The sequence below is a fragment of the Actinosynnema sp. NPDC037264 genome, assembly GCF_055603705.1.
This window is the reverse complement of record NZ_JBVJVK010000032.1, coordinates 87,058-102,460: the sequence shown is the minus strand read 5'-3', so window position 1 is coordinate 102,460 and position 15,403 is coordinate 87,058. Positions and strand designations below refer to the sequence as shown.

Below are 15,403 nucleotides of genomic sequence, written 5' to 3'. Positions count from 1 at the left end.
TGGGCGATTTGTTCGCTGATGTTGCTGGTCTCTTCTTCCTCTCCCCCCCCCCCCCCCCCCTCCCCTCCCCCCCCCCCCCCCCCCCCCCCCCCCCCCCCCCCCCCCCCCCCACCACGTCGAACGCTGGGACGGCAGCCCCGGCCTCGACCTGCGCCTGCCGCCCGTGCACGCCGTGGGCCACCGCGTCGTGCACGGCGGCACCGGGTTCACCAGCCCGACCCTCATCACCGCCGACGTCCGCCGCGAGATCGCCGCCTTGACCGACCTGGCGCCGCTGCACCAGCCGAGGGCCCTGGCCGGCATAGACGCCGCCCAGGTGCTGTTCCCGGCCGTGCCGCACGTGGCGTGCTTCGACACCGCGTTCCACCGCACCCTGCCCGCCGCCGCGTCCACCTACCCGTTGCCGGCCGCCTGGCGCGACCGCTGGGACCTGCACCGCTACGGCTTCCACGGCCTCTCGCACGCATACGCTTCCCGCCGCGCGGTCGAGCTGGCGGGCGGCGGCACCCGCGTCGTGACCTGCCACCTCGGCGCGGGCTGCTCGCTGTCCGCCGTCCACGACGGCCGCTCGGTCGACACCACGATGGGCTTCACCCCACTGGCCGGTCTGCCCATGGCCACCCGCAGTGGCGACCTCGACCCCGGCCTGCTGCTGCACCTGCTCGACCGCCTCACCACCGACGAACTCGCCGACGGCCTCGCGCACCACTCCGGCCTGGCGGGTCTGTCCGGACACGCCGACCTGCGCGATGTCCACGCTGCGCTCGCGGCCGGTTCCGCCGACGCCGCGCTGGCCCTGGACGTGTTCACCCACCGCCTGCGCCAGGGCATCGCCGCCATGGCCGCGTCGATGGGCGGACTGGACCTGCTGGTCTTCACCGGAGGCATCGGCGAGCACGACGACCAAGTGCGAGCCCGAGTGGTGGACGGCTTGGCGTTCCTGGGTCTCACCCTCGATCGCGAGGCCAACGCCGCGGCTTCGGGCGATGCCGGAATCGGCGCGAAGACGTCCCGGACGCCGGTCTGGGTCGTCACCGCCCGGGAGGACGTCGAGATCGCGGCCGGCACGCGGACCACGTTGGCCGCCGACACCGTGTTGTAGAGTTGAAGAAGTTTTCAACTTTGCAACTTGTCGGAGGCCGTCGTGCCACTCCCGCTGTACCAGGCCAAGGCCGAGTTCTTCCGCATGCTGGGGCATCCGGCGCGCATCAGGGTGCTCGAGCTGCTCCAGGACGGCCCGAAGCCGGTGCGCGACCTGCTTGCCGACATCGGCATCGAGGCGTCCAGCCTCTCGGCCCAGCTGGCGGTGCTGCGCCGTTCGGGGATCGTCACGGCGACCCGCGACGGCACGACCGTGGTCTACGCGCTGACCGGCGACGACGTGGCCGAACTGCTCCGCGTCGCGCGCAAGGTGCTCACCGGTCTGCTGACCGGCCAGAACGAGCTGCTGGAGATGCTGCGCGAGGAGGAGCGGGCGTGACGACGTTCCTGCCGGCCAGAGCGGACTGGGCCGGCGCGACGCGAAGAGACCTCGTGGCGGGGGTGACGGTGGCGATCGTGGCCCTCCCGCTGGCCCTCGGGTTCGGTGTCGCTTCCGGGCTGGGGGCGGCGTCCGGCCTGGTCACGGCCGTGGTGGCGGGGGCGCTGGCGGCGGTGTTCGGTGGTTCCAGCCTCCAGGTGTCCGGACCCACCGGTGCGATGACGGTGGTGCTGGTGCCGATCGTCGCGCGCTACGGCGTGGACGGCGTGCTCACGGTGGGGCTGCTGGCCGGGATCTTGCTGGTGCTGCTCGCGGTCGCGCGTGCGGGCCGTTACATGCGGTACGTGCCCGTGCCGGTGGTGGAGGGTTTCACGATCGGCATCGCGGCGGTGATCGCGTTGCAGCAGGTGCCCGCAGCCCTGGGGGTGTCCGCACCCGGCGAGGACCACGTGGTGCTCGCCGCCGTGGCGGCTGTCGGGGACTTCGTCGCGGCACCGCGCTGGGAGGCCGTCGCCCTGGCGGCCGGGGTGGCGTCGGTGATGCTGATCGGCGCCCGGTGGCGTCCCGGCGTGCCGTTCTCGTTGCCCGCCGTCGTGGTGGCGACGGTCGTCGCGCAGTGGGCCGCGCTGCCCGTTGCCACGATCGGGGCGCTGCCGAGGGTGCTGCCCGCAGCGTCGTTGGGGTTCCTGGACCTCGGCGCGCTGTGGTCGCTGTTGCCGTCGGCGGTGGCGGTGGCCGCGCTCGCCGCGTTGGAGAGCCTGCTGTCGGCCGCGGTCGCCGACGGGATGAGCGTCAACCAGCGGCACGACCCGGACCGGGAGCTGTTCGGCCAGGGCTTGGCGAACCTGGTGGCGCCGTTGTTCGGCGGTGTGCCCGCCACGGCGGCCATCGCGCGCACGGCGGTCAACGTCCGCTCCGGCGCGACCTCCCGGCTCGCCGCCCTCACCCACGCCGTCGTGCTCCTGCTGATCGTGCTGGTCGCCGCGCCGTGGGTGGCCGGCGTCCCGCTCGCCGTGCTCGCCGGCGTGCTGCTGGCCACGGCCGTCCGGATGGTCGAGGTCGGCTCGGTGCGCGCCCTGGCCCGGGCCGGTCGGCCCGACGCCGCCGTGCTCGGGCTGACCGCCGTGGCGACGCTCGCCCTGGACCTCGTCACCGCCGTCATCGTCGGTCTCGTGCTGGCCGGCGTGTTCGCCCTGCGCGCGGTGTCGCGGACCGCGCGCCTGGAGGAGGTGCCGCTGGAACCGGGTGACCACCGCGAGGAGGAACGCGCCCTGCTGGCCCAGCACATCGTCGCCTACCGGCTGGACGGCCCGCTGCTGTTCGCCGCCGCCCACCGGTTCCTGCTGGAGCTGACCGAGGTCACGCCCGTCGCGGTGGTGATCCTGCGGATGTCGCGGCTGTCCGCCGTCGACGCCACCGGCGTGCAGGTGTTGCGCGACGCCGTGCGGCGCCTGGAACACCGCGGCATCACCGTCCTGCTCTCCGGCGTGCGGGACGAGCACCGCCGCGCACTGGGCACGACGGACCTGCCCGTGTTCGACCACACGCCCGACGCCATCGACCACGCCCGAACCTTGCTGAGGAAACGGGACCTGCTGCCTTGATCAGGCCCGCAGGCCGTGCGCCGCGAACTGGCCGCGCACCCGCTCGACCAGTTCCGCGTCGGGCGTGGGGGTGTCGGCGAGTGGGAACGGCAGGCCGATGGCTTCGTACTTGGGTGCGCCCATTTTGTGGAACGGCAGCACGTCGACCCGCTCGACCGACGGCAGCGTGGCGACGAACGAGGCGATGCCGTCGACGTTGTCGGGGTCGTCGGTCTGCCCTGGTACCAGGACGAACCGGATCCACATCGGTTTGCCCAGGTCGGCGAGGCGGCGGGCGAACCGCAGCGTGGGTTGGACCTCGCCGCCGGTGACGTGGCGGTAGGTGGTCGGGTCCCACGACTTGATGTCGAGCAGTACCAGGTCGGTGTCGGCGAGCAGTTGGTCGGTGGCGCGGTCGCCGAGGAAGCCGGAGGTGTCCAGGGCGGTGTGCAGGCCCAGGTCCTTGACGGCGTGCAGCAGTTCGGCGGTGAACTCGGGCTGGAGCAGTGGTTCACCGCCGCTGACGGTCACGCCGCCTCCGGCGACTTCGATGAACCGGCGGTACTTCGCGATCTCGGCAATGACGTCGTTCACCGTGACGCGCCGGCCGTACCGCGTGAACCGGGTCTCCGGGTTGTGGCAGTACAGGCAGCGCAGCGGGCACCCGGCGGTGAACACGACGAACCGGGTGCCGGGGCCGTCCACGGCCGTGGCGAGGTCCCAGGAGTGGACGGCCCCGGTGGTCATCACAGTCCTCCGTGGAACGTGCGGTTGACCACGTCGCGTTGTTGTTCGGGTGTCAGGCGTACGAAGTTGACCGCGTAGCCGGACACGCGGATGGTGAGCTGCGGGTACTTGTCGGGGTGTGCCATGGCGTCGAGCAGCACCTCGCGGTTGAGCACGTTGGCGTTGAGGTGGAAGCCGCCGGCGTCGGTGTAGGCGTCGAGCACGCCGACGAGGTTGGTCACCCGCTCTTCGGTGTCGCGGCCCAGCCCGTTCGGTGTGATGCCGGCGGTGAGCGAGATGCCGTCGAGCGCTTCGTCGTAGGGCAGCTTGGCGACCGACAGGGCCGCGGCGACCAGGCCGTGGCGGTCCTGGCCGTTGGACGGGTTGGCACCGGGTGCGAACGGTACGCCCCCGCGCCTGCCGTCCGGGGTGTTGCCGGTGTGGCGGCCGTAGACGATGTTGGAGGTGATGGTGAGCACCGACTGGGTGTGCACGGCGTGCCGGTAGGTCGGGTAGCGGCGCACCAGGGCCATGAAGTCCTCGACCAGTCCGACGGCGATGGTGTCGGCGCGGTCGTCGTTGTTGCCGTAGCGGGGGAAGTCGCCCTCCACCGCGAAGTCGACGGCCAGACCCGTGTCGTCGCGGATCACCTTGACGCGTGCGTGCTTGATCGCGGAGAGGCTGTCCGCGACGACCGACAGACCGGCGATGCCGCAGCCGAGCAGCCGTTGGGCGGGGTGGTCGTGCAGTGCCATCTCGATGCGTTCGTAGGCGTACTTGTCGTGCATGTAGTGGATGATGTTGAGCGCGTCCACGTAGGTGCGGGCCAGCCAGTCGAGCATCCGGTCGAACGCGGCGCGGACCTCGTCATAGTCGAGGTACTCGCGCGCGAGCGGAGGACGGTGCGGTGCGACCTGTTCGCCGGTCATCTCGTCGCGGCCGCCGTTGATCGCGTACAGCAGGGCCTTGGCCAGGTTGACCCGCGCGCCGAAGAACTGCACCTGCTTGCCGACCTTCATGGCCGACACGCAGCAGGCGATCGCGGTGTCGTCGCCGAAGCGGGGCCGGATCAGCTCGTCGTTCTCGTACTGGATCGAGCTGGTGTTCACCGAGACCTTCGCGCAGAACCGCTTGAAGCCCTCCGGCAGCGCGGGCGACCACAGCACGGTCAGGTTCGGCTCCGGCGCCGGGCCCAGGTTGTAGAGCGTCTGCAGGAACCGGAAGCTCGTCCTGGTCACGAGTGGACGGCCGTCCTCGCCGATGCCGCCGATGCTCTCGGTGACCCAGGTGGGGTCGCCGGAGAACAGCTCGTCGTAGGCCGGGGTGCGCAGGAACCGCACGATCCGCAGCTTGATCACCAGGTCGTCGACCAGTTCCTGCGCCTGCGACTCGGTCAACCGACCGGCGTCGAGGTCGCGCTGGAGGTAGACGTCCAGGAACGTCGAGGTGCGGCCCAGCGACATCGCCGCGCCGTTCTGCTCCTTCACCGCCGCCAGGTAGGCGTAGTACAACCACTGCACGGCTTCACGGGCCGTGGTCGCCGGCCGGGAGATGTCGTCGCCGTAGGACAGCGCCATCTGCTTCAGCTCGTCGAGCGCCCGGATCTGCTCGGCCAGCTCCTCGCGGTCCCGGATGATCTCCTCGGTGGACGGGACGTCGTCGATCGCGGCCCGTTCGGCCCGCTTGGCGTCGATCAGCCGGTCCACGCCGTACAGCGCGACCCGCCGGTAGTCGCCGATGATCCGCCCACGTCCGTAGGAGTCGGGCAGGCCGGTGATCACCCCGGCGCGGCGGGCGCGCTTGATCTCGTCGGTGTAGGCGTCGAACACGCCGTCGTTGTGCGTCTTGCGGTACTTGGTGAACACCTCGCGAACGGCCGGGTCGAGCTCGTAGCCGTAGGCCTCCAGACTCGCCTCCACCATGCGCAGGCCGCCGTTGGGCATGATGGCCCGTTTGAGCGGCGCGTCGGTCTGCAACCCGACGATCAGCTCCTGTGCGCGGTCCAGGTAGCCCGGCCGGTGGGAGGTGATGGTGGACGGGGTGTGCACGTCCACGTCCAGGATGCCGCGCCGGCGTTCCTCGGCGAACAGCCCGGACAGGTCCCGCCACAGGCCCGTCGTCCGCTCGGTCGGCCCGGCCAGGAACGCGTCGTCGCCCTCGTAGGGGGTGTAGTTGTCCTGGACGAACCCGCGCACGTCGATGTCGTGCCGCCAGTCCACGCCGCGGAACCCGGTCCACGCGTCCAGCCGTTCCTCCACGGCGGTCATCGGGTCAGCACCACCTTCAGCGCGCCGGTCTCGCCGGCCCGCGCGAACACGTCGTAGGCGAGGTCCATCTCGTCCAGCGCGAAGTGGTGCGTGGCGAACCGCTCGGCGTCGAGCCGGCCGTTCGCCAGCATCGTGAGCAGCGTGGGTGTGGTCACGGTGTCGACCAGGCCGGTGGTGATGGTGACGTTGCGGATCCACAGCTGCTCCAGGTGCAGCGTGGCGGGCTTGCCGTGCACGCCGACGTTCGCGACCCGGCCGCCGGGGCGGATCAGCCGCGTGCACAGCTCGAAGGTCTCCGGCACGCCCACCGCCTCGATCGCGAGGTCCGCGCCCATGCCGCCGGTCAGCTCGGCCACCACCCGCTCGACATCGTCGGCCGCGTTGACGGTCAGGTCCGCACCGAACTGCTTGGCCGCCTCCAGGCGCGACTCGGCCACGTCCACCGCCACGACGTGGCCGGGGCTGTAAAGGCGGGCGGTCTCGATCGCGGCCAGACCGATCGGTCCGGCGCCCACGACGACGATCGTCCGGCCCGGCTCTACCTTGCCGTTGAGCACGCCGACCTCGTACGCGGTGGGCAGGATGTCCGACAGCATGACCGCGGCGGCGTCGGAGACGCCGTCGGGCAGCAGGTAGGTCGAGGTGTCCGCGAACGGCACCCGCACGTACTGCGCGTGCGTGCCGTCCACCGTGTGGCCCAGCACCCAGCCGCCCCCGCCCAGGCACTGCCCGTACACACCGGTCCGGCAGTACGAGCACCGACCGCACGCGCTGATGCACGACAGCAGCACCCGGTCACCCGGCTTGATCCCGGTGACCGCCGCGCCGACCCGCTCGACCACGCCGACACCTTCGTGGCCCAGGATCCGACCAGGCTCCACCTCGGGCACGTCGCCCTTGAGGATGTGCAGGTCCGTGCCGCAGATCGTGGCCGCGGTGATCCGGACGATCGCGTCGGTCGGGTCGACCAGCTCCGGGTCGGGCACGTCCTCCCACGCCCGTCGGCCCGGACCGTGATAAACGAGTGCCTTCATCGTCTCCTCCTCGAATTCCGTCCACTCCGAGCGTCCACCCGGGCCGGTTCGGGAGGCAGAGCCCGAGGTCCCGGCAGGACAGGGCAGTTGGCCGCTGTCGGCCGGTCCGCGGGAGGGGCAGCGTGGTGAGACGACGAAGCAGAGAAAGGTGGTACCGGCGATGGCACGGGCACTCGTGGTCTTCGAATCCATGTTCGGCAACACCAGGGCGGTCGCCGAGGCGGTGGGTGCGGCCTTGGCGGAAGGCAGGCAGGTCGACGTCGTGGAGGTCGCCGCGGCGCCGGACGTGCTGCCCGAGGGCGTCGACCTACTCGTGGTCGGCGCGCCGACGCACGCGTTCAGCCTGAGCCGGGTTTCCACCCGCAAGTCCGCCGCCGACCAGGCGACCGGTGGACTGGTGTCGCGTGGACGCGGCGTGCGCGAGTGGCTCGACGCGCTCGCGCCCGTCGACCGCACTGTGAGCGCCATCGCGTTCGATACCAAGGTCAAGGTGGGATGGCTGCCGGGCTCGGCCGCCAAGGCGATCACCAAGCGCCTGCGGCGACTGCGCTTCACCCTCGCGGGCGCGCCGGTGTCGTTCTACGTCGGAGGCACCCCGGGCCCCTTGCTGGAGGGCGAGATCGAGCGTGCGACGGCCTGGGCCCGGACCATCCGCGCCACCAGCCGGACGTGACCCGCCTGGTCGTGCGGGGTGCGCTCACGACCGACAGGACGGCAGAGCACCAGCCACACCGCTGCGGACGGTGAACGGTCCGTGGTCCGCCGCGCGTGGTTTCCGGTCCGGTGTGCCGGGTAGGCGCTGGTGAGGACCCGCCGGCAAGGAGTGGCCGCCCACCGGAAGGCGCTGTCGACGGAAATCACCGGATCAGGGGAAGATTGCGATGAAGGCCCAGGACCTGATGACACACGCCGTGGTGACCGTGCGGCCGGGGATGGCCGCCAAGGACGCGGCGCGACTGCTGGTGGAGCACGGTTTCACCACGCTGCCGGTGGTCGAGGGCGGCGACCGCCTGGTGGGCGTGGTCGCCGAGGCGGATCTGCTGCGCAACCGCGTCCTCCCCGACCCGCGGACATTCGTGCACGGACAGCCGCCCGAGCCGCTCGCGCCGGCGTCGACGACCGTCGCGGAGGTCATGACGACCGACGTGGTCGCGGTCGACCCGCGCACGCACGTGTCCGAGTTGAGCAGGCTCATGCTGGACAAGCACCTGCGCGTCGTCCCTGTCGTGCGAAACGGCGTCCTCGTCGGCGTGGTCAGCAGGCGCGACCTGTTGCGCATGATCGCGCGGGACGACGACGTGATCGCGACCGACGTGCGGCACCAGCTGGCCGTCGCGGCGGGGCGCGTGCCGTGGCGGATCTCCGTCACCCATGGGGTGGTCACTCTTGCGGGTGAAGGTGCGAACGACGGGGAGCGGCACGTCGCCACCGTGGTGGCCGGTGCGGTGCCGGGGGTGGTCGGCGTGGAGGTGGCCGAGCCCGACGGCACCGCGTGAGGTGCACTGGCGTGTCAGTCGGGCACTGTGCTGTAGGTGATGTCCGCGTTCGTGTAGTCGAACTGGGCGTAGGCGAAGGGTCCGTCGGGCAGGTGCCAGACGGCGGTGCCGCGACGGGGGCGCATGCGGCCCGCGACCAGGCACCAGCCGTCGACGGGGGTGGACCAGCGGGTCTTGACCAGGCCCTCGGGCAGGTCCGCCCAGCGGTCGTCGGTGCTGAACTCGTGTGGTGCGCCTCGGTCGTCCACGGTGACCTGTGCGGTGACGGTGTTGTCGTGGTCGGTGAGGGTGAGGCCGAAGGTGTGCTCGTCGATCGGAGTCCACTCGACGGGAAGGCGCAGCAGCATCGACGGGGCCAGCAGGACGGCGTCGTCGAGGAAGGTGACCAGCTCGCCGAGGTCGAACTCGCGGCCCTCGCCGTCGGCGACGGGAAACAGGCCCAGGGCGGTGGCGTGCATCCGGCCGTGTCCGTGCTCGTAGACGTCCTGCGCCCGCACCGGGATGAGGTGCGCGAGCCTGAGGCGCAGGCGGAAGTCGCGGGTCAGGCTGGTGGCGTCGTTGTGCTGCTCGCTGGTGCAGGCGACCCAGCGCTGGTCCGGGCGGGTCCGGAAGAAGCCGTGCGCGGTGGCGTGGAACGACACGTCGGCCGGACGTCCCGGCACGAGGGCGAACCTCAGGTAGCGCTGTGCCGGCTCGGGCAGGTGGGCGAGGTCGCCCGCGGTGATCGGACCGGCGTGAATCGTGCTCGTCATGAGTGGCACCTCCACGTCTGAGCCTGCTCGAACCCCTGGGCGGGCGGCAGGGCCGAAGGCAACCGTCGGGAGAGGACTTCCGGCCGCGTCATGCCGGTGAGCCGCTCGTGCCGTCGACCATGCCCGGTCCGAACACCTCGTGGTGGATGCGGTCGGCGGGCACGCCCCGGCGCAGCAGGCCGTCCCGCACGTGACGCATGAACGGCAGCGGGCCGCACAGGTGCGCGGTGACGTCGTCGGGCAGCGGGAGGGCGTCGACGTCGATCAGGCCGGGCAGTCCGTCCTCGCCGGTCTCGTACCAGGTGAGCACGTCGGCGTCGGTCAGGCCGGTGGCGAGGTGGTCGACCTCGACGCGCAGGGCGTGCCGGTCGGGGGAGCGCTCGGCGTGCGCGACCACCACCTGTCGGGTGGGGTCGGTGCGGGAGATGTGGTCGAGCATCGCCGCGGTGGGGGTGATGCCGATGCCGCCGCTGACCAGCAGCACCGGTCCGGTGCCGGCGGCGAGGGTGTTCTCGCCTGCCGGTGGGCCGACCAGCAGGGTGTCGTCGGTGTGGACGTGGTCGTGCAGGTGGTTGGACACCGCGCCGTCCGGGGCGTCGCCGAGAGCGCGCACGCGGCGCACGGTAATCCTCAAGGAGCCGCGCGCCGGGCCCTGCGACAGGGAGTACTGCCGGGGCTGGCGTCGCCCGTCGGGCAGGTCGACGGCGACGGAGACGTACTGGCCGGGCGCGAAGTCGGGCACCGGGCCGCCGTCGTCGGGCACGAGCGTGAACGACACCGCGTCGACGGCCTCGTCCTGGCGCTTGGCCACCCGCCATCGGCGCCAGAGCGCCACGGGGTCGACGCCGCCGCGCTCGTACAGCCGTGCCTCGGCGGCGATCAGCTCGCACGCGAGCAGCCAGTAGACCTCGTCCCACGCGGAGGCGACCTCGGCGGTGACGGCGTCGCCGAGGACCGTGCCCACGGCGGCCATGAGGTGGCGGCCGACGATCGGGTACTGCTCGGCGCGGATGCCCAGCGACACGTGCTTGTGCGCAATGCGCTCGGCGATCGGGGCGAAGGGCGGGGCGGCGGGGTCGAGCAGGTGCTCGGCGAAGGCCACGACGGCGGAGGCCAGCGCGACGCGCTGTTGCCCGTTGGCCTGGTTGCCCTGGTTGAACAGGTCGAGCAGCTCGGGGTGGGCGGCGAACATCGACGGGTAGAACACGCCGGTGATCTGCACGGCGTGCTCGCGCACGGCGGGCAGCGTGGCGCGCACCACCTCGGCGGAAGCAGCGGACAGCACGGGTTGTCTCCTCAGGGTGGGGGAGGGGGGTCTCGGCCACAACACTGGACAACGCCCGCCTCGGCGGCCAGGGATCATGGGGCCACCTCGGTCGGGACTTTGGCCTCTGCCGCTCCTCCGGGTGGTGCGCGGGCACATCGGGCACCTCGGAGCCGTGCCCGACGTCCCGGCCGCAGCGGGTCCGTCGACCCTGTTCCACCGCCCACCCGCGAGGTGGACTGGGGGGCATGGTGCTCGTGTCGGGAAGCCATCACACGCCCGAGGGTCGGCGTGCGCCCCTGGTGAACCGGGTGGTGCTGCGCCTGCTCGGCACGGTGGGACGCCGTGCGCTGGACGGCAAGGTGTGCGGGTTGCGGTATCGCGCGGGCGGTGGTGCCACCGTCGAACTGCCGGTGCAGTACGTCCGCGACGGCGACCGGCTGGTGGTGGTCGCGGGTCGGGCGTCGGGCAAGCGGTGGTGGCGCCACTTCCGCGCGGCTGCGCCCGTCGAGGTGCGGTCGGGCGGTCGGTGGGTCACCGCGTCGGGCGTGGTGCTCGGCGCCTCGGAACGCACGGCAGCGCTGGAGGTCTACCGCCGAGTCTTCCCCCGGACCACCGACGACGTCCAGGTCGTGGCGATCACCGGCCTGCCCGCCGGCGGTCCGCCGTTGCGCGGACGGGCGCTGTTCCGCACCTGGTTCCCGCTCGTCACCTTCGCGGAGTTCCTCGGGTTCGCGGTGCCTGCGGGTGTCGGTGCGCTCACCGCGGACAAGGCAGCCGCGCTGGTCGTCCCGGCGCTTCTGGCCGCGGGCGCGGTCGAGGGGGCGGTGCTCGGATGGGGTCAGGCCACCGTGCTGCGGCGGGCACTGCTGGGGGTGTCCCGCTCGCGCTGGGTGGCAGCGACCTCGGGAGCGGCCGTCGTGGCGTACTCGGCGGGCCTCGCGCCCTCCACCTGGGCTGCGGGGATGGCGACGTGGCACCCGGTGCCGTTGGTCGTGGCGTCCGCCGCGCTCGGGTGCGTGCTGCTCGGGTCGATCGGCGCGGCGCAGTGGCTGGTCCTGCGCGGGCACGTGCCGCGGGCGGGCCGTTGGATCGTCACCACGGCGGTCGCCTGGCTGCTCGGGCTGGCGGTCTTCCTCGGGTTCACCATGCCGCTGTGGCAGCCCGGGCAGGCCCTCGCGGTCACCGTGGCCATCGGAGTCGTGGGCGGCCTGCTGATGGCCGCCACCACCACCGCCGTCACCGGCTACGTCCTGCGACGCCTGCTTCCCGCGTCATCATGATCCGATGGACGTCAACGAGGTGCTGTTGCCCGGTGTGGGGCTGCGCTACGAGTTCACCAACGCCGACGGGGACCGGATCGGCGTGATCGCCCGCCGGGACGGCGACTTCGAGCTGGTCGCCTACCCGCCCGAGGACCCCGACGAGGGCCGGCCGCTGTTCCGGCTCACCCGGCAGGAGGCGGACACGGTCGCCGAGATCCTCGGTGCCCCGCGCATCGCCGAGCGGTTCGCCGACCTGTCCAGGGAGGTCCCCGGACTGGTGTCGGGCCGCGTGGACGTGCCGGCCGGGTCACCGCACGTCGACCACCCGCTGGGCGCGATGCGGGCGCGCACCCGCACGGGCGCGTCGGTGGTCGCGGTCGTCCGCGGCGAGGACGTCGTCGCCTCGCCCATGCCGACGGAGGTCATTCGCGCGGGTGACGTGCTGGTGGTGATCGGCACGGTCGAGGGCATCGAGGGCGTGCGCCGGATCGTCGAGGGCTGAGCACGGGTGCACACGTCACTGGCCCTGCTGCTGGAGCTGGGCGTCATCCTGGTGGTCCTCAGCGCGCTCGGCACGGCCGCCCGCCGGTTCGGTCTTCCGCCGATCCCGCTGTACCTGGTGGCGGGCCTGGCGCTCGGCGAGGGCGGCGTCGCTCCGGTGCCCGCGGCCGGCGGGTTCGTCGAAGCCGGCGCCTCGATCGGTGTCGTGCTGCTGCTGCTCACGCTGGGACTGGAGTTCTCCACCGCCGAGTTCACCCACAGCCTGCGCCGCCACGTGCCCTCCGCCGCGGTGGACCTGGTGCTGGGCGCGGGGCCCGGCGCGGGCGCGGGGTGGCTGCTCGGCTTCGACGCCGTCGGCATCGTCGCGCTGGCCGGTGCGACGTGGGTGTCGTCCTCGGGCATCATCGCCCGCCTGCTGGGCGACCTGCGCCGGCTGGGCAACCGGGAGACACCGGCCGTGCTGGCGGTGCTGGTCATGGAGGACTTCGCCATGGCCGTCTACCTGCCCGTGCTGGCCGTGCTGGTGGCGGGCGGCACGTGGTGGCAGGCGACGCTGGGCGTCCTGGTCGCGGTGGCGGCCGTCGCCGTCGCGTTCGTGCTGGCCCACCGCTTCGGCCACCACGTCAACCGGTGGCTGGCCCACCCCGACGCCGAGCAGCTCATGCTCCGGGTGCTCGGCACGACCCTCGTCGTGGCCGCCCTGGCCGAGTACGTCAACGTCTCCGCCGCCGTGGGCGCCTTCCTCGTCGGCCTCACCCTCACCGGCGAGGCCGCTGAACGTGCCCGCCAGGTGCTGGGACCGCTGCGCGACCTGTTCGCCGCGGCGTTCTTCCTGTCCATCGGCCTGGCCGTCAGCCTCGCCGACCTGCTGCCCAGCCTCCCGACGGCGCTGGCGCTGGCCGTGGTCGGCGCCGCGGGCAAGGTCGCCACCGGCTGGTACGCCGCCCGCCGCGACGGAGCCGCCCGCCGGGGCCGACTGCGTGCGGGCACCGCGCTGATCGCCCGCGGCGAGTTCTCCATCGTCATCGTGGGCCTGGTCGGTGCCGTCCAACCCGAACTGGGGCCGCTGGTCACCGCCTACGTGCTCGTCCTGGCCACCACCGGACCGCTGATCACCCGCTGGGCCGGCTCACCGACCGCAGGCCCACCCCGGAGAGGGTTCCGGCGGACCCCGATGTGAGGTCGGGCAGACCCACCGGCGCGGGCCGGGGGACCGTCACGATCCCGCGCTTTCTCACCCGGACGTGCCAGAGCGGGCGAGCCGTCGAGGCCCGCCCGCTCCAGTGGTCGTCATCGCAGCCAGGCGTGGTCGCGGACCACAGGCAGGGTCGCCCACCAGCGGCCGAGGCCCCAGGTGGCGCCCGCGCCGGCGAAGGCGACCGCGATCAGGGCGACGGCGTAGATGATGTGGTAGTCGATGACGGGGTTGGTGGACATGCTGGGTTCGCCGGCCGACGTGAATTGGGCGAGTGGCCATTCGGCGGCCCACATGAGCAGCATCATGAGGGTTCCGGCGGTGGCGGCGAGGCGCAGGCCGATGCCCGCCACCACCGCGACGCCGATGGCGAGAAGGCCGAGCATGAACAGCCAGTCGGCCCACCAGGCGCCTGCCACGGCGTGGAAGGTGGACTCGAACGGTCCGACCGCGACCCGGCTGAGGAAGCCCTTGGTGGGCGACCCGCCGTTGATCCACGCGTTGGCGGCCTTCGTGGCGTAACCGAGGCCGAACAGCTTGTCGAAGAACGCCCAGAGGAACACGAACCCGGTCGTGATCCTCAGGACCGCGAGCGCGATGCCCCCGGCGTCGGCGCGGACCGCCGTCGTCGCGGTCGTACGGGCCGTGGCCTTTGTCGTGGCACCGGAGTGGCTGAGCGCTGTCATGGCTTCTCTCCTCTTGCTCTCGTCTTCGCCATGAGCTTCGCGCCGCCGACGGTCGTGCGACGCGGGCGAAGGTCCCTGATCGACTGGGACGTCCGGCACCACGTGAGGCTCGTGGTCGTCACGGGTCGACGTCCGGTGCGACCAGGGCGTGCAGGAGCTTGACGAGCTGGACCAGGAGGGCGATCGACACGGCGACGAGCACGATGGTCAGCGTCGTGCGTGTGATCGTCGTCCACGGGATTTCCGCGTCGTCGAACCGGAACGGCCACACCGCCGACATCGATGTCAGCGCGGCCAGCGTCGCCGTCGTCGTCAGCACGTCGCCGAGCAGCACCAGCCGGCGTCGGGGGAACAGCGCGCAGAGCGTGTTGACGACGATGCCGAGCACCAGCCCGACGTCGACCCACACCACCACGTCGACCGCGTCCTCGGTGAGGAACGGAACGGCACCCCACCCCGGTGACACGTTGACCAGGACCAGCAGGATCACGTTGACCACGGTGCCGACCAGATAGCCGGCACGTGGTCCAGTCGTGACGATCGGTCGGATCGATGTGCTCGTCATCGTCTCCTCCTGACCGGTCAGGTCCGCGGTGGTTCGTGCCGCTCGACGTCGATCGACCACTCGCTCGCCAGGGCCGCGATCGCCGCGACGGCGGTCACGACGGGGGCCACGACCGCCGCCACGACGCCTGCCGTCACAGGGATCTCCATCACGGTGTGGCCCTTGTCGTCCTTGATGACCAGACGCCGGACGTTGCCCTCGTGGAGCAGTTCCTTGACCTTCTCGACGAGTGCTTGCCCGCGCAGGCGCGTGGTCCGCGGGGTTTCCAACTGCTCGGTCATGTCGAACCTCCGTTCCCGGTCACCTGGTCAGGTGCGCCGGCTCGTGGGTGACACCCTCGATGTCGGACGTCGCGGCGTCGAGGAGTTGGTGGGCGAGGTCGGACAGCGCCCTCGCGGTGGCGAGTTCGTCGCCGATCTCGGGGATGTCGGTGTCGGCCGGGTTCAGCCTTGCCGTGCCGACACCGACCAGGTGGGTGTCGTCGCGTGTGTGCAGGCGCGCCTTCGCCCTGGTCTTGTCGTCGTGCTCGTCGATGGTGACGTTGACGCGCCACTGCTTGGTCTCTCGCATCGGGTCCTCCTTCACTCTC

The 15,403-nt window shown here is 72.1% G+C and carries 17 protein-coding genes; 8 read left to right on the top strand and 9 right to left on the bottom strand.

Features of this window, described 5'->3' with window-relative positions:
• The first annotated feature begins 163 nt into the window (after nucleotides 1–163).
• The 3 genes from ACZ7GX_RS29025 to ACZ7GX_RS29015 are packed head-to-tail and all read left to right on the top strand — an operon-like array spanning nucleotide 164 to nucleotide 3,084.
• Nucleotides 164–1,102 (top strand): acetate/propionate family kinase, encoded by a 939-nt coding sequence (locus ACZ7GX_RS29025; RefSeq protein ID WP_498781197.1) that lies wholly within the window; start codon nucleotides 164–166, stop codon nucleotides 1,100–1,102.
• A gap of 42 nt (nucleotides 1,103–1,144) precedes the next feature.
• The gene (locus ACZ7GX_RS29020; protein WP_498781195.1) at nucleotides 1,145–1,480 is read left to right on the top strand and encodes an ArsR/SmtB family transcription factor; all 336 of its coding nucleotides are present in this window, start codon (nucleotides 1,145–1,147) and stop codon (nucleotides 1,478–1,480) included.
• Complete coding sequence (locus tag ACZ7GX_RS29015) at nucleotides 1,477–3,084, top strand: SulP family inorganic anion transporter (protein ID WP_498781193.1); 1,608 nt, start codon at nucleotides 1,477–1,479, stop codon at nucleotides 3,082–3,084. The genes ACZ7GX_RS29020 and ACZ7GX_RS29015 overlap by 4 nt, the downstream gene beginning before the upstream one ends.
• Here the strand turns inward: ACZ7GX_RS29015 and pflA are convergent, their stop codons facing one another.
• Genes pflA through ACZ7GX_RS29000 form a run of 3 tightly spaced genes read right to left on the bottom strand, consistent with a single transcriptional unit; the run spans nucleotide 3,085 to nucleotide 7,090 of the window.
• Nucleotides 3,085–3,810, bottom strand: a complete 726-nt coding sequence (pflA, locus tag ACZ7GX_RS29010; RefSeq protein WP_498781192.1) for a pyruvate formate-lyase-activating protein — start codon at nucleotides 3,808–3,810, stop codon at nucleotides 3,085–3,087.
• Entirely contained in the window at nucleotides 3,810–6,056 is a 2,247-nt protein-coding gene (gene pflB, locus ACZ7GX_RS29005; protein ID WP_498781190.1) for a formate C-acetyltransferase, read from the bottom strand. Before pflB ends, pflA begins: the two co-directional genes overlap by 1 nt.
• Entirely contained in the window at nucleotides 6,053–7,090 is a 1,038-nt protein-coding gene (locus ACZ7GX_RS29000) for a zinc-dependent alcohol dehydrogenase family protein (protein WP_498781188.1), read from the bottom strand. Before ACZ7GX_RS29000 ends, pflB begins: the two co-directional genes overlap by 4 nt.
• Nucleotides 7,091–7,250: 160 nt before the next feature.
• Between ACZ7GX_RS29000 and ACZ7GX_RS28995 the strand changes: the two genes are divergently transcribed.
• Complete coding sequence (locus tag ACZ7GX_RS28995; protein ID WP_498781186.1) at nucleotides 7,251–7,763, top strand: flavodoxin family protein; 513 nt, start codon at nucleotides 7,251–7,253, stop codon at nucleotides 7,761–7,763.
• A gap of 208 nt (nucleotides 7,764–7,971) precedes the next feature.
• The gene (locus tag ACZ7GX_RS28990) at nucleotides 7,972–8,586 is read left to right on the top strand and encodes a CBS domain-containing protein (RefSeq protein ID WP_498781184.1); all 615 of its coding nucleotides are present in this window, start codon (nucleotides 7,972–7,974) and stop codon (nucleotides 8,584–8,586) included.
• 14 nt (nucleotides 8,587–8,600) lie between these two features.
• On the opposite strand, the gene ACZ7GX_RS28985 is transcribed toward ACZ7GX_RS28990, so the two are convergent.
• Together ACZ7GX_RS28985 and ACZ7GX_RS28980 are read right to left on the bottom strand one after the other, a co-directional pair.
• Nucleotides 8,601–9,338, bottom strand: a complete 738-nt coding sequence (locus ACZ7GX_RS28985; protein ID WP_498781183.1) for a DUF6544 family protein — start codon at nucleotides 9,336–9,338, stop codon at nucleotides 8,601–8,603.
• 88 nt (nucleotides 9,339–9,426) lie between these two features.
• Nucleotides 9,427–10,623, bottom strand: coding sequence for a globin domain-containing protein (locus ACZ7GX_RS28980; protein WP_498781181.1), 1,197 nt, complete (start codon nucleotides 10,621–10,623; stop codon nucleotides 9,427–9,429).
• Between the two features lie 281 nt (nucleotides 10,624–10,904).
• On the opposite strand from ACZ7GX_RS28980, the gene ACZ7GX_RS28975 reads away from it, so the two are divergent.
• From ACZ7GX_RS28975 to ACZ7GX_RS28965, 3 genes are read left to right on the top strand one after another with little or no spacing between them, the layout of a single operon-like run.
• Complete coding sequence (locus tag ACZ7GX_RS28975) at nucleotides 10,905–11,885, top strand: PNPOx family protein (RefSeq protein WP_498781179.1); 981 nt, start codon at nucleotides 10,905–10,907, stop codon at nucleotides 11,883–11,885.
• Nucleotides 11,886–11,889: 4 nt separating this feature from the next.
• Nucleotides 11,890–12,369 carry a cation:proton antiporter regulatory subunit gene (locus tag ACZ7GX_RS28970; protein ID WP_498781177.1) on the top strand — a complete coding sequence of 160 codons (480 nt, stop codon included), beginning with the start codon at nucleotides 11,890–11,892 and terminating at the stop codon, nucleotides 12,367–12,369.
• Between the two features lie 6 nt (nucleotides 12,370–12,375).
• On the top strand, nucleotides 12,376–13,548 hold the full coding sequence (locus ACZ7GX_RS28965; protein ID WP_498781176.1) for a cation:proton antiporter: 1,173 nt from the start codon (nucleotides 12,376–12,378) through the stop codon (nucleotides 13,546–13,548).
• 110 nt (nucleotides 13,549–13,658) lie between these two features.
• Here ACZ7GX_RS28965 and ACZ7GX_RS28960 read toward each other — a convergent pair whose 3' ends face one another.
• The 4 genes from ACZ7GX_RS28960 to ACZ7GX_RS28945 form a co-directional block, all read right to left on the bottom strand.
• Entirely contained in the window at nucleotides 13,659–14,249 is a 591-nt protein-coding gene (locus ACZ7GX_RS28960) for a hypothetical protein (RefSeq protein ID WP_498781174.1), read from the bottom strand.
• 118 nt (nucleotides 14,250–14,367) lie between these two features.
• On the bottom strand, nucleotides 14,368–14,814 hold the full coding sequence (locus ACZ7GX_RS28955; protein ID WP_498781172.1) for a hypothetical protein: 447 nt from the start codon (nucleotides 14,812–14,814) through the stop codon (nucleotides 14,368–14,370).
• A gap of 17 nt (nucleotides 14,815–14,831) precedes the next feature.
• Entirely contained in the window at nucleotides 14,832–15,095 is a 264-nt protein-coding gene (locus tag ACZ7GX_RS28950; protein ID WP_498781170.1) for a DUF4342 domain-containing protein, read from the bottom strand.
• 19 nt (nucleotides 15,096–15,114) lie between these two features.
• A complete protein-coding gene (locus ACZ7GX_RS28945; protein ID WP_498781168.1) occupies nucleotides 15,115–15,384 on the bottom strand; it encodes a DUF1876 domain-containing protein in 270 nt (89 codons plus the stop codon).
• Between the last annotated feature and the right edge of the window lie 19 nt (nucleotides 15,385–15,403).

Excerpts from the sequence above, each read along its gene's own strand:
- ACZ7GX_RS28950 (WP_498781170.1), bottom strand. The coding sequence starts at position 15,095 with ATGACCGAGCAGTTGGAAACCCCGCGGACCACGCGCCTGCGCGGGCAA.
- ACZ7GX_RS28985 (WP_498781183.1), bottom strand. The coding sequence starts at position 9,338 with ATGACGAGCACGATTCACGCCGGTCCGATCACCGCGGGCGACCTCGCC.
- pflA (WP_498781192.1), bottom strand. The coding sequence starts at position 3,810 with ATGACCACCGGGGCCGTCCACTCCTGGGACCTCGCCACGGCCGTGGAC.
- ACZ7GX_RS28945 (WP_498781168.1), bottom strand. The coding sequence starts at position 15,384 with ATGCGAGAGACCAAGCAGTGGCGCGTCAACGTCACCATCGACGAGCAC.
- ACZ7GX_RS28990 (WP_498781184.1), top strand. The coding sequence starts at position 7,972 with ATGAAGGCCCAGGACCTGATGACACACGCCGTGGTGACCGTGCGGCCG.
- ACZ7GX_RS28995 (WP_498781186.1), top strand. The coding sequence starts at position 7,251 with ATGGCACGGGCACTCGTGGTCTTCGAATCCATGTTCGGCAACACCAGG.
- pflB (WP_498781190.1), bottom strand. The coding sequence starts at position 6,056 with ATGACCGCCGTGGAGGAACGGCTGGACGCGTGGACCGGGTTCCGCGGC.
- ACZ7GX_RS28955 (WP_498781172.1), bottom strand. The coding sequence starts at position 14,814 with ATGACGAGCACATCGATCCGACCGATCGTCACGACTGGACCACGTGCC.
- ACZ7GX_RS28970 (WP_498781177.1), top strand. The coding sequence starts at position 11,890 with ATGGACGTCAACGAGGTGCTGTTGCCCGGTGTGGGGCTGCGCTACGAG.
- ACZ7GX_RS29000 (WP_498781188.1), bottom strand. The coding sequence starts at position 7,090 with ATGAAGGCACTCGTTTATCACGGTCCGGGCCGACGGGCGTGGGAGGAC.
- ACZ7GX_RS28960 (WP_498781174.1), bottom strand. The coding sequence starts at position 14,249 with ATGACAGCGCTCAGCCACTCCGGTGCCACGACAAAGGCCACGGCCCGT.